Here is a 15,480-nt window from a genome sequence, read left to right on the forward strand (position 1 = left end):
ACACCATAAACAGCGCTGTAAGACAATATATTCGTCATAGAATCAACGCACAGAACCAATTCATTCATACGATGCTCCGCGCCATCCAAGCCGACATTTCCCTATCGAGATACCGATCACAAGCAGTACTTTGGAAAAAATATTTTCACCTCCCCCCGCCCCCGCCTCTCAAAATCGGGCAAACAGCGATCAGCAAGCCACCTTCGATAGCGCATCCCCCCCCCCCGGCCACCACCGTCAGCACACCGATCTACACAAAAAAATACGAAAGGGGGTTGACGCCTCGATATCCGCAAGATAATATCTCGTTCTCTTCAGACGCGGGGTGGAGCAGTCTGGCAGCTCGTCGGGCTCATAACCCGAAGGTCGCAGGTTCAAATCCTGCCCCCGCAACCACATTTATCTGACTCTCGGTCAAAAAATCGGGTGTTAGCGCAAATAGCGAGAAAAGGCCGGCTGCCATGCCGGCCATTTTTGCTTCTACGGTCCCATCTTCTTTCGGCAGTAGTTCAATCGAGCCGCCAAAGAGGGTCTTCAGCAGTTCACGAGCCTCGGTCACCCGAGCCATCAGCAGATTCTCAAGATTGGCGATGAGGTGGTCGTACCGCACGATAGCGGTGGCGATGACATCAGACACGACCGGCGCACTACCATGTGATTGTGCGTACTCTCGTTCCAGCACATCCCGCTCCTGCTGGAGGTGATTCAGTTCGTCGCGCAGAATCGTAGGGGCGATTCCGGCCTTGATGCTATCCACCAGTCGGCCGATTTGGCGTTTGACTTCGTCTAGGCGCTTGCCGACCCGCTTCACATCACCGCAGGACTCTTCAAGCTGCCGGCTCGCCTCTGACGAAAGACTGAGCTTGAAGTGCTTAAGCGCTTCTGGCGTCAGCAAGCGCTTTTTCAGTGTCTGCAGCACTGTGCGCTCCATCAGGTGCCGTTCAACTTTCAGGCTATTTGAGCACGCCGCGGCCCCCCTGTCTTTGTGCCTAGCGCAGCCGTACCGACTGCGGTCCACGATGACGTAGTTCGACCCACATTCGGCACATTTCAGTAGTCCGCTAAGCAGATACTTCGGCCCGGCCCCAGTGCGAGCTCTCTCGCCCGCTGCGGCTTGTTTCAGTTTGCTCTTCTCGGAGATGGCCTGCTGCCGTGCCTTGACCTTTGCCCATAACTCGGCTGGTACGATGCGCAGTTCTGGTACGTCAACGACTACCCATTGCGATTCATCGTTGGCTTTGCGAGTGCGTTTCCCCGTATCCGGGTTCGTGATGAAGCGACTACGATTCCAAATGTAGCAGCCGTCGTACATGGCGTTGTTCAGAATGCCGCTGCCGTCATTGGGGTCGCCGTGAATGGCAGAACGGGCCCACGTTCCTCCGCGCGGTGAGGGCACTCCTTCTTCGTTCAGCCGCGCGGCGATGGCCATAGGGGAGTGGCCATCGGCAAACATCCGGTGGATGCGCCTTACGACGATGGCCTGTTCTTCATTGACGCACAGTGCATGGCCGACGACCTGGCCGTTCTCGATGACCGGCTTGGAGTCATAGCCATAGGCCCGGCCGCCGGCACTCATGCCCTGTAGTGCCCGGCCTTCCAGTCCGCGCTTGGTCTGAAAACGAATGTTGTCCACGTAGAGCTCGTTCAGTAGCCCTTTGACGGCGGCATGTATCTTCTCGCCTGGCGCGTCCGAGTCATAGCCTTCCGATACCCCCACAATCCGGATGTCGAGAAACTTCAGGCGTTTGAGCGTCAATCCCTGTTCGGTAGCATCGCGCGCCAATCGGCTGAGGTCGTCCACCAGCAGCACGTCGAATGCCTGCTGTTCCGCAGCCTGAAGCATCGCGTTGTAGCCTGGCCGAGCACGGGTGGTCCCCGAGACCTCCTCATCGCTGAAGGTGTCGGTAACCGTCAACCCTTCGCGTGCTGCAAAGGCGCGGCAGTTTCGGGTCTGGTCCTCGGTAGAGGTCTTACGCTGTTTGTCACTGAACCGCCCCGGGTTTGGTGGAGGCTCCAACTCTTGAGAGAATGGAACCATGAAGAAACCCATCAAGTACTCCCCGGAAGTTCGTGAGCGCGCTGTGCGCATGGTGCTGGAGAGTCAAGACAACGCTCTTGAGCCTCATCTTCTCCTGCTTCGAGACCCCCATCGAGCGCTTCCTTACCTGTTCGATGAGGAAACGACTGCTGACGGCATCGCACGGTGGCAGGTGGTGGAAACCGAACAGCGGGTGAGCGTGGCGCGGTTGGGAAATGAAATAGCCGAACTACAGGCGCAGGAAAAGGCAGCTCAAACCACCATCAAGAGCGAGTCCGAGTTGTGGGCGCGACTCACCACCGAGCGGGCTCAGGGGCTTCGGTACCTGGGCGAAGGGGAAGCCCAACGGGAAGCACTCGCCCAAATGCCCATCCTGCGCCAGGCAGCCGATGCCGAGGTGGCGGACCCCGAGTCGCCGGCCCTACCCACCGCCCTGGACCGCATGATGATGAGTGCGGAGCGGGAAATTTCCCATTCGGATGTCAGGCTGGCAGAACTGCGAGCCATTCGTTCCTCCATCGAGGAAACTGGCGTAGCGGGCAGTTCCCGGGACGTGGATTGGGTGGTCTCCGCTCTTAAGAGCCTAGGCGTCCGCTCGGCTCAGCCCTACAACCGCTACATTGCCGGAGCGCTGCCCGATTCAGACAAGGCCCGGACTCTAGTAGCCAGTAATCCCAGCCGCTTCGCTGGGGTGTGCGTGGCGGCCAGCGAGTTCGAGAAAGCCCGGGGCATCACGGAAATTCCCCTGAGCCTGACAGCACCCGTCATGGTATCCACCGCAGCGCTCGATGCGGAACCGGGTCGTAGTGACGCCATCGTACTCTCCGCCGAGGACGATGCCCGGTTCAACGTGGAAGCTGCCAAGGTCCTGCTTGTTTCCCTGGAAAAACAAGCGACAGACGAGGAAGCCCGACGAGCCGCCCAGGTGTGCCTGCGGGACGATGCCTGGAACGGCAAGCAGAAGGTGCATGCCTTCCTGGAGCGTTACAGCGCCGTCAAGATGCAGGAAGCTCGGGTAAAAACCGAGCAGCAGGCACTCGATATTACCGCCGCCAGTGAGCGAATTAACCAGGCGGAACAGACGGTAACCGAATGCCAGACTCAAGTCGGGCAGCGCCAGAAGGCGTGCCAGGAGGCTCTTTCTGCGGCCGAAGACGCCAAGCGCGCGACCGGTGACATCGCCCAGTACCAACAAACCCATGAGTTGGACCATGTCTACCGTCGGGCCCGGCTGCAGGAAATTGACGACGCACTGAAGGTCCACTGGGAGCGTCGCTCCGAAATTGATGTGGCCAAAGCTGGGCTGGAGGACCTCAAGGGAAAAGCCATCCGGCAGCAGCTGGTATTGGAAGCTGCCGCCGACAGGCTGGCCCAGGAGCGGGGACAGCTGAAGCATGTCGACAAGGCGTTTCCGGCCAAGGAAACCTTGGAGGCGCAGCCCGAGAGCCTCGTGACCCTGCGGGACCGGCACTGGACGGCGGTGGAAACCCTGGAAACCCAGGAGAAGCTACGGCTCGGGTTGCTGCAACAGCGGTTGGAGCAGGCACGGGAAGCAGTTACTACAAAGACCCTTGCCTTCACCAAGCAATTTGGGGGAGTGGTCCGCTCCGAAGTCACGCCCTATATGGGCTTGGATTTCGAGCAGGCCATTCCGGCCGTGGAGCACGACATCGAGGCAGCGGACAAGGTACTGAGGGGTAAAGAAAGCCAGCTGGCGGTGGAGAACAGTCGTCTGGCAGACTTCCGGCTTAAACACCCACCGGCCTTCGCTCCGACGGAAACTATGCTGGCCCTGGAGGGTGAAGCCCTCACTGCCCGAATTGATTTGGCTGAGAAGTCCCATCAGGCCTGCCTGGAGGAGGTGGAGTCCTCTCGTGAAGAGGCCAAGAAAGCGAGGCGACTTGCTTTGGAAGCTGAGCAGGACGCGAAATTGGCTCAGAAGCATACGCGGACCCTGACAACCCAGCTTCAGCAGAATCGGGTGAACATCGAGCTGTTTGCCCGGCTGAACCAAAGCAGCCGCAAACGGGTGCCCCTGCAGGAAGTGCGCCGGGCATTCTTCGAACTGCGCCCCGAGACCGCGAATAATCCTGACCGGAATGCCCTGCTGCTGGCTGACCTGCGTGGACTGGAAGTGGCCAAGCTCATCCAGTTGCCGGCAGCCGGAAGTTGGGAGAAGCGCGGCAATCCCCCAATGCCCAACTGGATTCAGCTAGTGAGGACTGAGGAGGCTCCGCACCGGGATTATGCGGCGGTGTCCTGGGTGCCCGAACTTGGGTTCTGGCCTGAATTGAAGTGCAATTCTCTCGAAGCGGCATTTGCTATCAACGAGTTTCTTTTGACGCGACGAGGCACCTTGCGCCAGGTTCCTATCAAAGAGCGGTCTCTTCAGATTTTCGGTGATGAGAAGCGTCTGGACTACCTGCGCACGGGCGACACCCTGTTTGCTGGGCGGCTCCGCCTATCGACGCTTGGGGCTTTCCAGGTACCTTTGCCATTGCCCTACCGGCAGGCAGAAGCACCGGGCAAACCGGTATTGGTTCTTGAGAATCATAATAGCTTCTGGAGCTTTGGAGAGTGGAACCATGAGGCCTGTAGGTATGCTGCCGTAGTCTATGGAGCAGGAGAGGGGTTCCGGAGCAGCGGACGGGCTCTGGGCCAGGTTCTTCAGGAGGTGGATGGTGTGGATGTCGAATACCTCGGAGACCTGGACCCGACAGGGGTGCAGATACCCCTTGATTTCAATACGGCTATCAGAGGTGAGCCTAAAGTGAAGCCTGCAACCCCATTTTACCAGTGGCTTCTGGGTCATGGGATACGTCGGCCTCTGGATACTGAGAGTAATACGCACAGTATGATAATCGTGGCTCAGGAGTGGCTGGGTGTAGAATTAGGAGGTCTACTGGCCTCTCTCTGGACAGATGGCTTCTGGATGCCCCAAGAAGGGTTGGGCATTGAGGCCTTGAATGACCATTTCACCCAGAAATGATTTGTTTCTCCCTTGTGATGAGTTAAAGGCGTTGGCCTGACTTGAGCAGAGTGCGGTATGGCAATCAGCGTCGAACGTTTTGCCACCATCATCCAAGTTCTTCCTATCTGGTAATGAAGAACCCTGCGTGTTCGAGAGAAGGTCTCCGACTCGAGAGACTTCCGCTTGCTGGAATGATGATGCTGATGCGGGGAGCAAAATTAATGTCGAATCCTGCCCCCGCAACCAAGAATATCAAGGCCTTACATGCAGCTGCGTGTAGGGCCTTTTGGTTTTCTGGGCCCTGTATAGGGGTGGTGTAGGGTTTTCCGGTCAACGCTCTGTCACCGGTCTGCGGGTAAACAGAACCACAAGCTGATACCAGATTTATGTGGCGGGTGTTGTTTTGCGCCTATAAAACTTACCGATACCGCGAGCAGCTTAAAAGACCGAGGCAGCGAAGACTGGCTGCCGATCACCTTGGCGGCGTTGGCGCTCCAGGGCTTTCATGATCAAGGCACGGATGCCCTCGTCCTTGTAGCGCTGGTACATCTCGGGATTCACCATGTAGTGCAGCCAGCCGAAGGTGGTTTCCATATCGTCGCCGAAGAGCGCTTCAAGCTGGATGGGAACTTCGTCTTCGTCGAACAGCTCGCCGGTCTCATCCTGAATCCGCCGGGCTTCCGGGCGCACCAGGCCAAGCACGATGATGGCGTTTTCGCGCAATGCCTCTGCCAGCGTTTCGGGGGCTGCCGCCTCGTCGTAAATGATGACGCGCATACCGTATTCCTCCTTGAATCCCTTTCAGGTCGGCCTACACCGGCAAGCCGTGCTCGATGGCCAGCAGTTGCCGTTCGACCTCGTGGCCGCCGTGGGCGGTGTCGAGCAGGGTAAGCGGGGCCGCGCCCAGCAGGCGGTGCGGGCGGATCAGCCAGGCGCCGGCACGGGTGGGGTTACCGAAGGCGGCCGCGGCCTGGTGGGCGATGCGCGCCAGGCGCAGCAGGCGTTCGCTGGCGGTTGGGTCGAGCTGCCCACCAGTGTGCAGGCGGCGGGTCAGCGTGGCCGGGCTGAGGCCCAGTGCCGGGGCTAGGTCGGCGGGGGTCAGGCCGTGGCCTTCGGCCAGGGTGGCGGCGGCGCAAGCTGGCAGGCCGGCGCGGACGGCGGCGATCTGGTCGGCGGGCGTGGCTTGCAGGAGGTCGGTCAGGCTGGGCATGGGCGGCTCGCTGTCGATGGGCGCGATGTACCCATAATAATCCGCCAAGCTTTGCGCCGCCTGGCTTGGCGGGTGGCTTTACGGGGTAGCGTTATAACGGTAACGCGGATGTGGAATAACGCTGGAAGCCAGCACTGGCGCGGGTTTGCGGCGCAACCGGCAGGTTGCGTGATGTGTGATAGAGATGAGGGGCTGCGGGTCTCCCGTGAAACCACGTAAGCCATTGATTGCTTGGCGGTTTGTGACGTTGGGTGGATTTTAGGTGGACAGCCGGGCGTGGGCAGGGGCGATTGAGAGGTAGGACGCACCTGGGACAGTGGCAGAACATTTGCCGAACGATCACCGAACAGAACCCGTAAAACCGATCACCACAACCGAACAACCGCCTAACGACTACCGAACACCCGCCGAACGCGCTACCCTGCCCAGTATCGAGACCGGTATCAGGGGGTGGACGATGAATGTGGCGGACTTTATCGCGCAGGCGACGGCGCCCAAAGGCAAGCTGGGGCCGTGGGAGGCGGAGATCGTGGCGCTGCTGGCGGCCGGCGTCAGTTATCGGCAGGTGGTGGTGTTCCTGGCCAGCCAGGGCGTGGCGGTCAGCGTGGGGGCGGTGCATGAGTTCGTGCATGCCAAGAAGCGCGTCAGCAAGTTGGCGGGAGCTAAAGGTGAACCGGTGGCGCCGACCGTCAAGACCGAGGCGCCGGTGGCCAACCCGACCACCACGCCGGCCAAGCCGGGGGAGCTGCCGAAGTTCGTGTGGGATGCGACCAGGAAGCGGGAGATTGATTGGTAGCGGGCAGCAAAAGCCGGTGCGGATTTCTCGGCACCGGCTTTGGAAGATTGCTGCGCAAAAGCGCGTTCCGCTTTATTTCAACACAACACTCGGCACTATCGCAAAAAGCACGCTTCCTGCATTAGCTCGATAGTTGGTAATGTAGCTTCTTGCCTTGGCAATACTTCGTTCAACGAAGTCAGCATCAGCCTCGCCACCGTCCCGATTGCAGTACCAATTATCGTAATTCGATTCGACATTAGCACCGTTGACCGCGTACACATCGCCACCAAGCACGGCAACTTTGATTGCAGACAGTTGCTCCAGCGCCGCCAAAGCGGCTTCCCTCTCAAGCGCCCAGTTACGCACGCCAACACTGTCCAAAGTGCGGCCAACGCTCAAGATAGAATCAATCTCACTAGACCAAATATTTTCCATAACTATTGCCCTGCATCGGGTCTAAACAAGCGATGGTTGATGGAGCCATCGGATTCTTTGATAAATTCAAACACGCCTTGTTTGCCTTTATATTCGCCTGGTATTTTCAGCATGTCGCGGACTACTCCATCCCCGCCAGTGAGTTTGCTTAGCTGTCCAGCATCCTGGAAGCCTTTCACGCTTTCAGGGAAGGCATGAAAATCTCCTTGCTTCATCTGGCCCAACACCTTGTCCGTGTATTTCGTGCCAGCGAAGAAGTCCTTCTCTACCGTCGCTGCTGCCTTTGCGGCATCTAATCAACGAATTCGTTTTCGAGTTTGTCGATCACGCCATGAAACACCTTAACTGCAGCAGGTTCTCTGTTACTCAGATCATCATGGAAGTATTCGACAAAAAACTCCTCCGGCCATAAAGCAAGCTCAAAATCCCCAAGACGTTTTGCTACCCAGTACTTAGATGGGCGTGAATCAACGATGTCAAACAAGCAGAGCGGAGCAAAAACGCACTTCCCAAAATCGTCTCGCACCTGAAGTATCGGACCAGCGTAATAACCTACTTGATACGCCAACCCGAGCACCACATAGGCAGAGCCAATCGTCAATTGAAATAGCGGATTTTCTGATATCCCAACCCCAAGTACGCGCTTTTGCTCAACAGACAAGGTAGTCGCAACGCAGCTCACTCTCATGGCGTCACCATCGGAATGGATTTAAGTTCTACAACTTGGCCGGTGGCCACGTTTTTATAAGCATGTATTTCAAACTGCAATCCATCAACGGCTCGATAACTGCCGCTACTGATCTTTGCCCAGTCGCTGGCTTGCCCACCGTACTCAGCCGCTAATCGAGGAGCATCCCGCAATACCGTTCGGGTTCCATTGCCTGCAACATTCACTCCGCCACCAGATAGAAGTTCAGCAGCTTGCTGTTCGCTAGCCAATGACTTGTTAAGGCGAAGGCCATTGGCAACGCTTTCTGCCCCTGTCGAAACACCCTTTGCGGCCTCTATCTCATTGGAAACAGCTTTTGCACCAGCAGCGGCACGCCCCGGGGCAGAGCCCACCAAATTACCAGGCGATGGTGTGCCCGTTGCCGCACCGACAACGCCTTCAATAATATCCACACATGGTACACGTGTTGAACAGGCGACAGCTATATCAAGGAGGGTTGCCGCGCCCCAATACAAAAAGGGCAACATCGCATACTTCTGTTGATCCCAGACATATTGGGTACCTGATGGCGGGCCTCGAGGCAAGTCGAAAAGCGTATCTACTCCGGAGCCCTGGGGTAGCCCCTGATTCCCATTCATTGCAACCCCGATCTGATCCCCGGTTGTAGTGGCAATCATTAGCTGCTTCTGGGCCTGCATGGCACTTTGATCAGCCACGCCACTCAGAAACCGTTCACGATTGCTCATGGCATCCGTGATCCGTTGATCCAAGGTGCTGCTTTGTGCAATAAACCCACTCGGATCCGTCAACGTCAGCGGGTTGTTCTGCACATACCCATAGCGGTTGTAGTTCTGCGGATTGTCCGGCGAGCCGATCACCGGGTCGGGCGAGAGGAAGATGCCCAGCCACGGATCCTGAACCCGGCCGTTCATGCGCACCAGGCCCTGGTTTTCCAGGTGTTCCTGTCCGGTGAAGCCGCGGTGCGTGACGATGCCCTTGATGCTGTTGCTGCTGTCGTCGCTGCCGTTGAGCTGGCGGCGCTTGCCCCAGGCATCGTAGGACAGGCGCTCGACAACGCTTGCCGCGTTGTCGGTGATCACCGCGATGGAGCCTAAGTTGTCACGGTGGAAGTAGCGCATGTGCGCCATGCCGTTCTGGCTCTCGAAGCTGCCAATCACCTGGCCCGCGGCATAAACGTAGGCGTTGGTCTTCTCGCTGTCTCCGTTGACGTCCCGCTCATAGGTTGCCCCCAGGTCCAGCCTCGGGTTGAGGTAGACCGTGTAGCTACTGCACCCGGTGGCGCTGACGCAGCGTTTGACGCGGCTGTATGCCGACCCGCGATACGCTGCCGTCAGCGGGGCATTCAACTACGATGGCAACGGCAACCTGAAGAGCGACAATGGCCTGGCTGTTGCCTGGACAGCTTGAGACATGCCCGCAACCATCAAGCGCGGCAAAGCGCCGACACTTCCAGCCCCTGGCCAAGCTTGCGTTTGATCATGCGCTATCTCCTGCCATCGCCCGGCGTCCTCGTGACTAGGCGGCTTCGCCAACGGGCGTCGCAATGCGCTCGACAAACGATTGCTCGAGCGTGGCGAGTTTGCCCTGATCAAGCCCGCGGGCCTCAAAGAAGGCCAATGGCGTGGCATACCGCATGCCAACATAGTGGGCGCTGGCTTTCATCGGTGTCAGCACGTCTTCGATCGTGCTGCGGATGAGCCCTGCCTCGGAGTAGGTGTAGGCAGACGCGCCCGCGGTCACCACAGCCAGCATCTCCTTGCCTTGCAGCGCGGTTCCGCCGGGGCCAAAGGCCCAGCCATAAGTCCAGACCTGATTCAGGTAGGCCTTGAGCATCGGCGTGAGGTTGAACCAGTGGATCGGGAACAGATAGACGATGCGGTCGGCCTCTTCACAGGCCCGCTGCTCGGCAGCGACATCGATCGCTGCCATGTCGTTGCCGTATAGCGATTCCAGGTTGCGTATTTCAACGTCGGCAAGGTGGCTGGCGGCTTGCTGCAATGCCTTGATGGTTTGGGACTGCTCCGGATACGGGTGGGAAACGATGACCAGTGTTTTCATATTGATGTCCTTGGAGTCAGGGATAGTGGGGATGTGGCGGCCTGTTTAAGCAACACCCTCGACGAAATAGGCGCGGCTCTCCGCTGCGGCCTGGCGATAAGCAAGGATGGCTTGGTAGGCAGCCGAGTCATGCCAGGCGTGCGCGAGCGCCAGGCTCGGGAAGCGCAGGATCACGATGCGGCCGGCCGGTGGCAGCCCCTCCAGTGCCTCCGGCTGGGCGCCGACGACGATACGCTCGCCGCCAAAGGCCTTGTAGGTGTCCTCGACGCGAGCTTGATACGGCTTGATGCCTTCCGGATCGGTGATCTTCACGTCGATCACGAAATAAGCGGGTGTTGTCATGGTGAGTCTCCTTACTGTGTGGCTGCGAATATCTGGCGGCTCACGGCCGGCGTCATCGCGCCGCGCTCGCCGAATCGGGTGGGACAAGCTTGTCCAGTGAAGGCACCGTTTCCTTGCCGAAAACGATGCGGGTCGGCTTCTGGTCATCAAAGTTGAGCATGGCGGAAGTCCCTGCACGACATTGCGATGGCTGCATTCTGGGCAATGGCATTGATTACTGGAACGGCACGTGTGGTTTATGATTCATAAACCTGAAGTTGATAATCGAACCCCCGAATCGGGAACACGCCATGGATTCCTCGCAACGCGTACGCGCCATCCTGTCCTTCATTCACGTCGCCGACGCCGGCAGCTTCGCGGGCGGCGCGCGGGCGCAGGGGATTTCGTCGGCCGCGGCCAGCAAGAACGTCGCCGGGCTCGAAAAAGCACTCGGCGTGCGGCTGATGAACCGGACGACACGCACCCTGAGCCTGACCGAGGAAGGCAGCGCCTTCCTGCGCCAGGCCCGTATCGCGCTGGAGGCACTGGACGCGGCAACCGATGCGGCCATTGCGTACCGCGCGACACCCAGCGGTAAGGTGCGCATTTCAACCAGCGTGGACTTTGGCCGCGACCAGCTGGCGCCGATCCTGCCTGGGCTGCTCGAGACGTATCCGGGACTCACAGTGGAAGTGGATTTCGACGACCGACTCGTCAATCTGATCCACGATGGCTACGACCTGGCCCTGCGCGGTGGGCGCATCGTGGACTCGTCACTGGTATCGCGTCCGGTGTGCCAGTTCCATCTGGTATTGGTTGCCGCCCCGGCCTATCTGGCACATTACGGTGTGCCGCGCACGCCGGAGGATCTGGCCCGGCACCGCTTGCTGACACGACGTTTTCTCGGTGGCCGTGTATTGGCGTGGAATTTCCGGGCGGCAGACGACAGCATCATCACCTTGAATACCGACAACGCGGTGATGACCCTGTCGTCACCCGAGACGCTTGCCGAGTCTGCCGTCGCCGGCGTCGGCATTGCCGAGGTCGGCGTGCATCATGTCTGGCGACACCTGCTGGCCGGGCGGCTCAAACTCCTGTTGCTGGATGCCCACCATCCCGGCAGCTTCGAGATGACCCTGCAATATCCGCACCGCGCACTGCTGGCGCCGCGCGTCAGGGTGACGGTGGAGTATCTGCTGGAGCGCCTTGCCAGGCTGGAAGAACTTCACGTACCACTTTCCGCGCTGAGAGGCTACGCAGCCTAAGCACCGACACGACGACAGGTTTTCCTACGGCAGAGCAATGTGCTCTCACCCTGACGGGCCGGGCCCCCCTCTCCGCACCCAGTGTTCTCCACCGGCCAGCGGCTCGCATTGCGGGGCGTCGGCCCGGTCGGCTTTGATCTGCCTCAAGTGGATCATCTCCCCTGTCTTTTTATATTCGTCAAATCGAATATACTAAAGCAGTCAGATTTTTCAGGAGGAATGACGATGCGCTTGAAACCATTGGTTCTACTTGCCGGCTTGTGCCTGCCGATGCTGTCGCCAGTCAGGGCGGAGGATCTGCCACCGGGCATGACGCCACAGATGCTGCTGCAGATGCTGGTGACGCGGAGCGCCGCGATGCAGGGCAACCCACAGCAGGAACAGGCCGCGCCGCTGGCCATCGAGAGCCGCACCGAGGCGCAGCTGGCAGCATGGCCCAAGGCGCCGAGCGGGCTGGTCATCGAGGGCATGCGCGACGGTTTCAACGTCAACGGCAAGCGCTTCATCGACCCGGAAGGCCGTATCGTCAAATATGGTTCCGACGCCATGACGGGCAATGTCAGCTACCTGGTGGAGCAGAGCAGCCAGTCCTACCTCGTCAAGATGGCGCGCGCCGGCGGTGCCGTGGAGCCGGTAACGATCGCCGTGGCGAGCCGCGCCGCCGGCAATTGGCAGGTTACGACGGCATCCGGCAAGAAGCTCGTCGGCGACCGCCTGATCCCGACCTCCACCGGCCTGCTGGTGGGACGCGGCAATACCGGCTTTCTGTATGAAACCGGCAAGGGGGCGACCAGCTTTGCCGGGCAGGAGGATTTCGACATCGCCGCCTTCCAGTCCGGCGACATCGGCAGCACCGGCTATGTGCTGCTGGAACGGCGCCAACAGGTGGAAGCGCAGGACAGTGCCTCGAAGCTGTTCAATTCGGTGAAGGCGCTGGGCAGCATGGTCGGCGTGACGGAAAAGCAGGATTACCAGCTGCTCAACGTCAAGACGGGCAAGGCGGTGTCGCTCAATATCCCCATCGACAACAAGTCCGTGACTGTCGGGGCGTCGGGCTGCGTACAGCAGAACCGCTTCGCCCAGCGCTGCACGAACTTCGAATTCGCCGAGTCGCTGTATGACACGAGCGGCTTGCCCAACTACGGCCACTACTTCTGGCGCATCCGCAGGTACAAGACGGCGAACCGCAGCGTGGTCTTCGCGCTGGAAGACGGCCTGCGCCACCTCAACGCCATCGACCTCGACAGCCAGGCCAAGGTCACGCTGTTCGACCGCGTGCTCGGCATCGGCGGCTTCCGCACGGAAGTAAACGGCGAGGGCAAGATCAGCGTGATCGCCAAGATGGGCTTCAGCGAAGAGCGCAAGGACGACGCGGTGGGCGCGCTGAATTAAGACACGGCCCTGCTGCCAAGGCATCGATTCACCGGCTGATTTCTCGGGAAATGGCCGGTGAATTCACATCCGCCTGATCGGCCACGGCCAGCGGCATGGCGTCGCTGCGATGGTGAATGCGCATCTGGCATCAACGCGCCAGACGCATCGATGGCAACGATGCCCGCATCCGCTGATTGGGCCGTGCCGGCCTGTAGCACTGGTGGACGCGGCCAGCCAACATGTAAAACTATTGGGGAGAGATATCATGAAGAAACGGCTGACAGGGATTCTGCTGTTGCTGGCCGCCAGCCTGGCAATGGCGGGCAATAATGCGACCCCGCTAGGACTGGAAGTCGGCACGGCGACCTACGCGCAAGCACAGGCCGCGCTGGGCAAGCAGGTGGCGCTGGAGCAGGAAGGGACCAACAAATATACCGGCGGCCGCATGGTGAAGGCTGACGGAGCGGGACTGGATATAGACGGCCTCCACACGGTACTGTTGATTTTCAACAAGGCCGACGTGCTGGAAGGTGTCGTCCTGACCATGAACAAGGACCCCAAGGGCATCTACAAGGCGTTGTCACAGAAGTACCAGGCGGTCAGCAATCGCATCGATACCTTCATGAACAATGGCTATGCCACGTTGCAAAAGGGCAACTCGTTCATCGAAATCGATACCAAGCCCCTGATGGATGCCTACGGCCAGGCGGTGAACAGCGAAAACGCAGCCAAACAGCAGAAGAAGGCGAACGCCCTGTAACGCGCTTCACCTGGGCATCGTAGGCACGTACGAAAAATTGGCTGGCAACAGACGCTTAGTTGCCAGCAAAAACCGGGGGCGGCAGCGCTCCGGCGTCATCTCGGCTACATTCGATAGCAAAGAGACCAAGCAGCGAGCATGTCGGGCGCTCCGGCCCGGCCAACCCTCTGGACACGGCATGCCGTGCCGAAAGCACTCAGGGCGAGCCCGCATCGCGCTGCAGGCTGGCGGCGGCCGGCAAGGGCATGGCCAGCAGATCGGCGGCCTGCAGGATGCCGGTGCCGTACTCGTTGGCATTCCATGCCACCCCCTGTGGCGGCTTCGCGCTGGCCTTGAGGTTGGCGACGAAGGCCGCCACCCGCTGCCAAGGCTCGGCATAGGCCGCCAGTGCGTCGCGGTGGCGGGCCAGCCACAACGCCGCGGCGCCGCCGACGAGCTGGGTGGCGAACGAGGTGCCATCGCCCTGGCCGTAGCCGAAACGCCCTCCCCTATCCACCGAGCCGCGCCGCACCTGGTCGGCCGGCGCGCTGACATCGACGGTGGCGCCATGGCTGCTGCCCGACCACGGCACGCCGCCGAGCGTGGTGCCGCCCACCGCCACCGTGCGCGGGTAGCGTGCCGGCGCCACCACCGCGTCGATCAGGTTGCCGGCGGCACACACATAGATGATGCCGCGCTCGTAGGCGCGGTCGATCTGCCGCGTGACCTTGCCGGGCAGCACCGGCGGCAGCGCCACACCGAGACTCATGGTGATGACCTGGCAGCCGCGCTCGATCAGCCAGTCGAGCGCATCGGCGAGGCCGTCGGTGTTGTTGTTGATCCACACCGAATTGGTGATGCGCACCGGGATCAGGGGCACGCGCGGCGCGGCGCCGTAGTAGTTCGCATCGGGTGCATAGCCCGACAGCACGCTCGAGGTGCGCGTGCCGTGGCCGCCGTTGGGGCCGGTGACCGGGTCCTCCGCCGAATTGGGGTCGCGCGGGGTGAAGGTACCGATATTGTGGGGCGTCGGGTAGAGCTCGGCGTAGTAGAAATTACGGTCGCGGTCGGTCAGCACCCACGGGCTGCTGCCGTCCTGCCAGCCCAGGCAGGGGTGGGGGGTGAAGCCGGTATCGATGTGGCCGACGATCACGTCGCCATAGTCGATGTGCTCGACGCCGCCGAGCAGCGCCCACGCGGCGGGCAGCTGGCAGGCATCGAGGTGCCAGTCAAAGGTGTCCGCAGCGGCGACCAGCGCGGCAACGGCCGGTGCCGGGGCGGCGGCGGTGCGCGTCGGCAGTTCGAGCACCTCGCGCCATTGATGCAGCTCGACCAGCTCGCCCGGCGCCACCGCGCGTGCCTCGACGACCCCGGCTGTGCGCTGCAGCCGGCGCAGCAGCGGGCGCCCCGGCTCGCGCCGCGCCAGCTCGTTGGCCGCGCTGGCCGGCAGCACCGAGCGCATCGCGCTCAGCGGGTACAGCGCATTGCCGCCGAGGCGCTGCCCATCCGGCTGGAAGGCGGCATTGAGGCGCTGGAACGCGCCCTTCTGGTGGACGATCAGATAGGCTGGTTCACTCATGGCAGGTCTCCGCGGCGATCA

The 15,480-nt window shown here is 60.5% G+C and carries 15 protein-coding genes and 1 tRNA gene; 6 read left to right on the forward strand and 10 right to left on the reverse strand.

Translation table 11 applies throughout. From position 1 onward, the window contains the following. Window positions 1-319: 319 nt before the first annotated feature. Window positions 320-396: transfer RNA gene (locus ABWL39_RS10385), tRNA-Met, on the forward strand. On the opposite strand, the gene ABWL39_RS10390 is transcribed toward ABWL39_RS10385, so the two are convergent. Beyond that, window positions 353-2,089: a recombinase family protein gene (locus ABWL39_RS10390; protein WP_367790528.1), complete on the reverse strand. Its 1,737-nt coding sequence runs from the start codon at window positions 2,087-2,089 to the stop codon at window positions 353-355. The two genes, ABWL39_RS10385 and ABWL39_RS10390, sit on opposite strands and share 44 nt — an antisense overlap. Between ABWL39_RS10390 and ABWL39_RS10395 the strand changes: the two genes are divergently transcribed. Further along, a complete protein-coding gene (locus ABWL39_RS10395) occupies window positions 2,037-5,027 on the forward strand; it encodes a hypothetical protein (protein WP_367790145.1) in 2,991 nt (996 codons plus the stop codon). The genes ABWL39_RS10390 and ABWL39_RS10395 overlap by 53 nt on opposite strands. Before the next feature lie 420 nt (window positions 5,028-5,447). Here ABWL39_RS10395 and ABWL39_RS10400 read toward each other — a convergent pair whose 3' ends face one another. After that, window positions 5,448-5,786: a hypothetical protein gene (locus ABWL39_RS10400; protein WP_367790148.1), complete on the reverse strand. Its 339-nt coding sequence runs from the start codon at window positions 5,784-5,786 to the stop codon at window positions 5,448-5,450. Window positions 5,787-5,820: 34 nt separating this feature from the next. Further along, entirely contained in the window at window positions 5,821-6,219 is a 399-nt protein-coding gene (locus ABWL39_RS10405; protein WP_367790151.1) for an antitoxin Xre-like helix-turn-helix domain-containing protein, read from the reverse strand. Window positions 6,220-6,682: 463 nt separating this feature from the next. On the opposite strand from ABWL39_RS10405, the gene ABWL39_RS10410 reads away from it, so the two are divergent. Beyond that, the gene (locus ABWL39_RS10410; protein ID WP_367790154.1) at window positions 6,683-7,015 is read left to right on the forward strand and encodes a hypothetical protein; all 333 of its coding nucleotides are present in this window, start codon (window positions 6,683-6,685) and stop codon (window positions 7,013-7,015) included. Window positions 7,016-7,087: 72 nt separating this feature from the next. On the opposite strand, the gene imm40 is transcribed toward ABWL39_RS10410, so the two are convergent. From imm40 to ABWL39_RS10440, 6 genes are all read right to left on the reverse strand, one after another. After that, window positions 7,088-7,432, reverse strand: coding sequence for an Imm40 family immunity protein (gene imm40 / locus ABWL39_RS10415; protein ID WP_367790157.1), 345 nt, complete (start codon window positions 7,430-7,432; stop codon window positions 7,088-7,090). Between the two features lie 2 nt (window positions 7,433-7,434). Further along, complete coding sequence (locus ABWL39_RS10420) at window positions 7,435-7,647, reverse strand: hypothetical protein (RefSeq protein ID WP_367790160.1); 213 nt, start codon at window positions 7,645-7,647, stop codon at window positions 7,435-7,437. A 77-nt stretch (window positions 7,648-7,724) separates the two neighbouring features. Then, window positions 7,725-8,120 carry a hypothetical protein gene (locus tag ABWL39_RS10425; protein ID WP_367790164.1) on the reverse strand — a complete coding sequence of 132 codons (396 nt, stop codon included), beginning with the start codon at window positions 8,118-8,120 and terminating at the stop codon, window positions 7,725-7,727. Beyond that, the gene (locus ABWL39_RS10430; RefSeq protein ID WP_367790167.1) at window positions 8,117-9,469 is read right to left on the reverse strand and encodes an RHS repeat domain-containing protein; all 1,353 of its coding nucleotides are present in this window, start codon (window positions 9,467-9,469) and stop codon (window positions 8,117-8,119) included. The genes ABWL39_RS10425 and ABWL39_RS10430 overlap by 4 nt, the downstream gene beginning before the upstream one ends. A 169-nt stretch (window positions 9,470-9,638) precedes the next feature. After that, window positions 9,639-10,181 (reverse strand): NAD(P)H-dependent oxidoreductase, encoded by a 543-nt coding sequence (locus ABWL39_RS10435; protein WP_367790170.1) that lies wholly within the window; start codon window positions 10,179-10,181, stop codon window positions 9,639-9,641. Window positions 10,182-10,226: 45 nt separating this feature from the next. After that, window positions 10,227-10,523 (reverse strand): DUF1330 domain-containing protein, encoded by a 297-nt coding sequence (locus ABWL39_RS10440; RefSeq protein WP_367790173.1) that lies wholly within the window; start codon window positions 10,521-10,523, stop codon window positions 10,227-10,229. Window positions 10,524-10,813: 290 nt separating this feature from the next. Here ABWL39_RS10440 and ABWL39_RS10445 point away from each other — a divergent pair, with 290 nt between their 5' ends. From ABWL39_RS10445 to ABWL39_RS10455, 3 genes are all read left to right on the forward strand, one after another. Further along, window positions 10,814-11,767: a LysR family transcriptional regulator gene (locus ABWL39_RS10445; protein ID WP_367790176.1), complete on the forward strand. Its 954-nt coding sequence runs from the start codon at window positions 10,814-10,816 to the stop codon at window positions 11,765-11,767. A 225-nt stretch (window positions 11,768-11,992) separates the two neighbouring features. Beyond that, complete coding sequence (locus tag ABWL39_RS10450; protein WP_367790179.1) at window positions 11,993-13,159, forward strand: hypothetical protein; 1,167 nt, start codon at window positions 11,993-11,995, stop codon at window positions 13,157-13,159. 247 nt (window positions 13,160-13,406) lie between these two features. Continuing rightward, window positions 13,407-13,901 (forward strand): hypothetical protein, encoded by a 495-nt coding sequence (locus ABWL39_RS10455; protein ID WP_367790182.1) that lies wholly within the window; start codon window positions 13,407-13,409, stop codon window positions 13,899-13,901. Between the two features lie 196 nt (window positions 13,902-14,097). Here ABWL39_RS10455 and ABWL39_RS10460 read toward each other — a convergent pair whose 3' ends face one another. After that, window positions 14,098-15,459 carry a S8 family serine peptidase gene (locus ABWL39_RS10460; RefSeq protein WP_367790185.1) on the reverse strand — a complete coding sequence of 454 codons (1,362 nt, stop codon included), beginning with the start codon at window positions 15,457-15,459 and terminating at the stop codon, window positions 14,098-14,100. Window positions 15,460-15,480 lie beyond the last annotated feature (21 nt).

The organism is Chitinivorax sp. PXF-14 (genome assembly GCF_040812015.1).
In the GTDB taxonomy this organism is placed as follows: domain Bacteria; phylum Pseudomonadota; class Gammaproteobacteria; order Burkholderiales; family SCOH01; genus JBFNXJ01.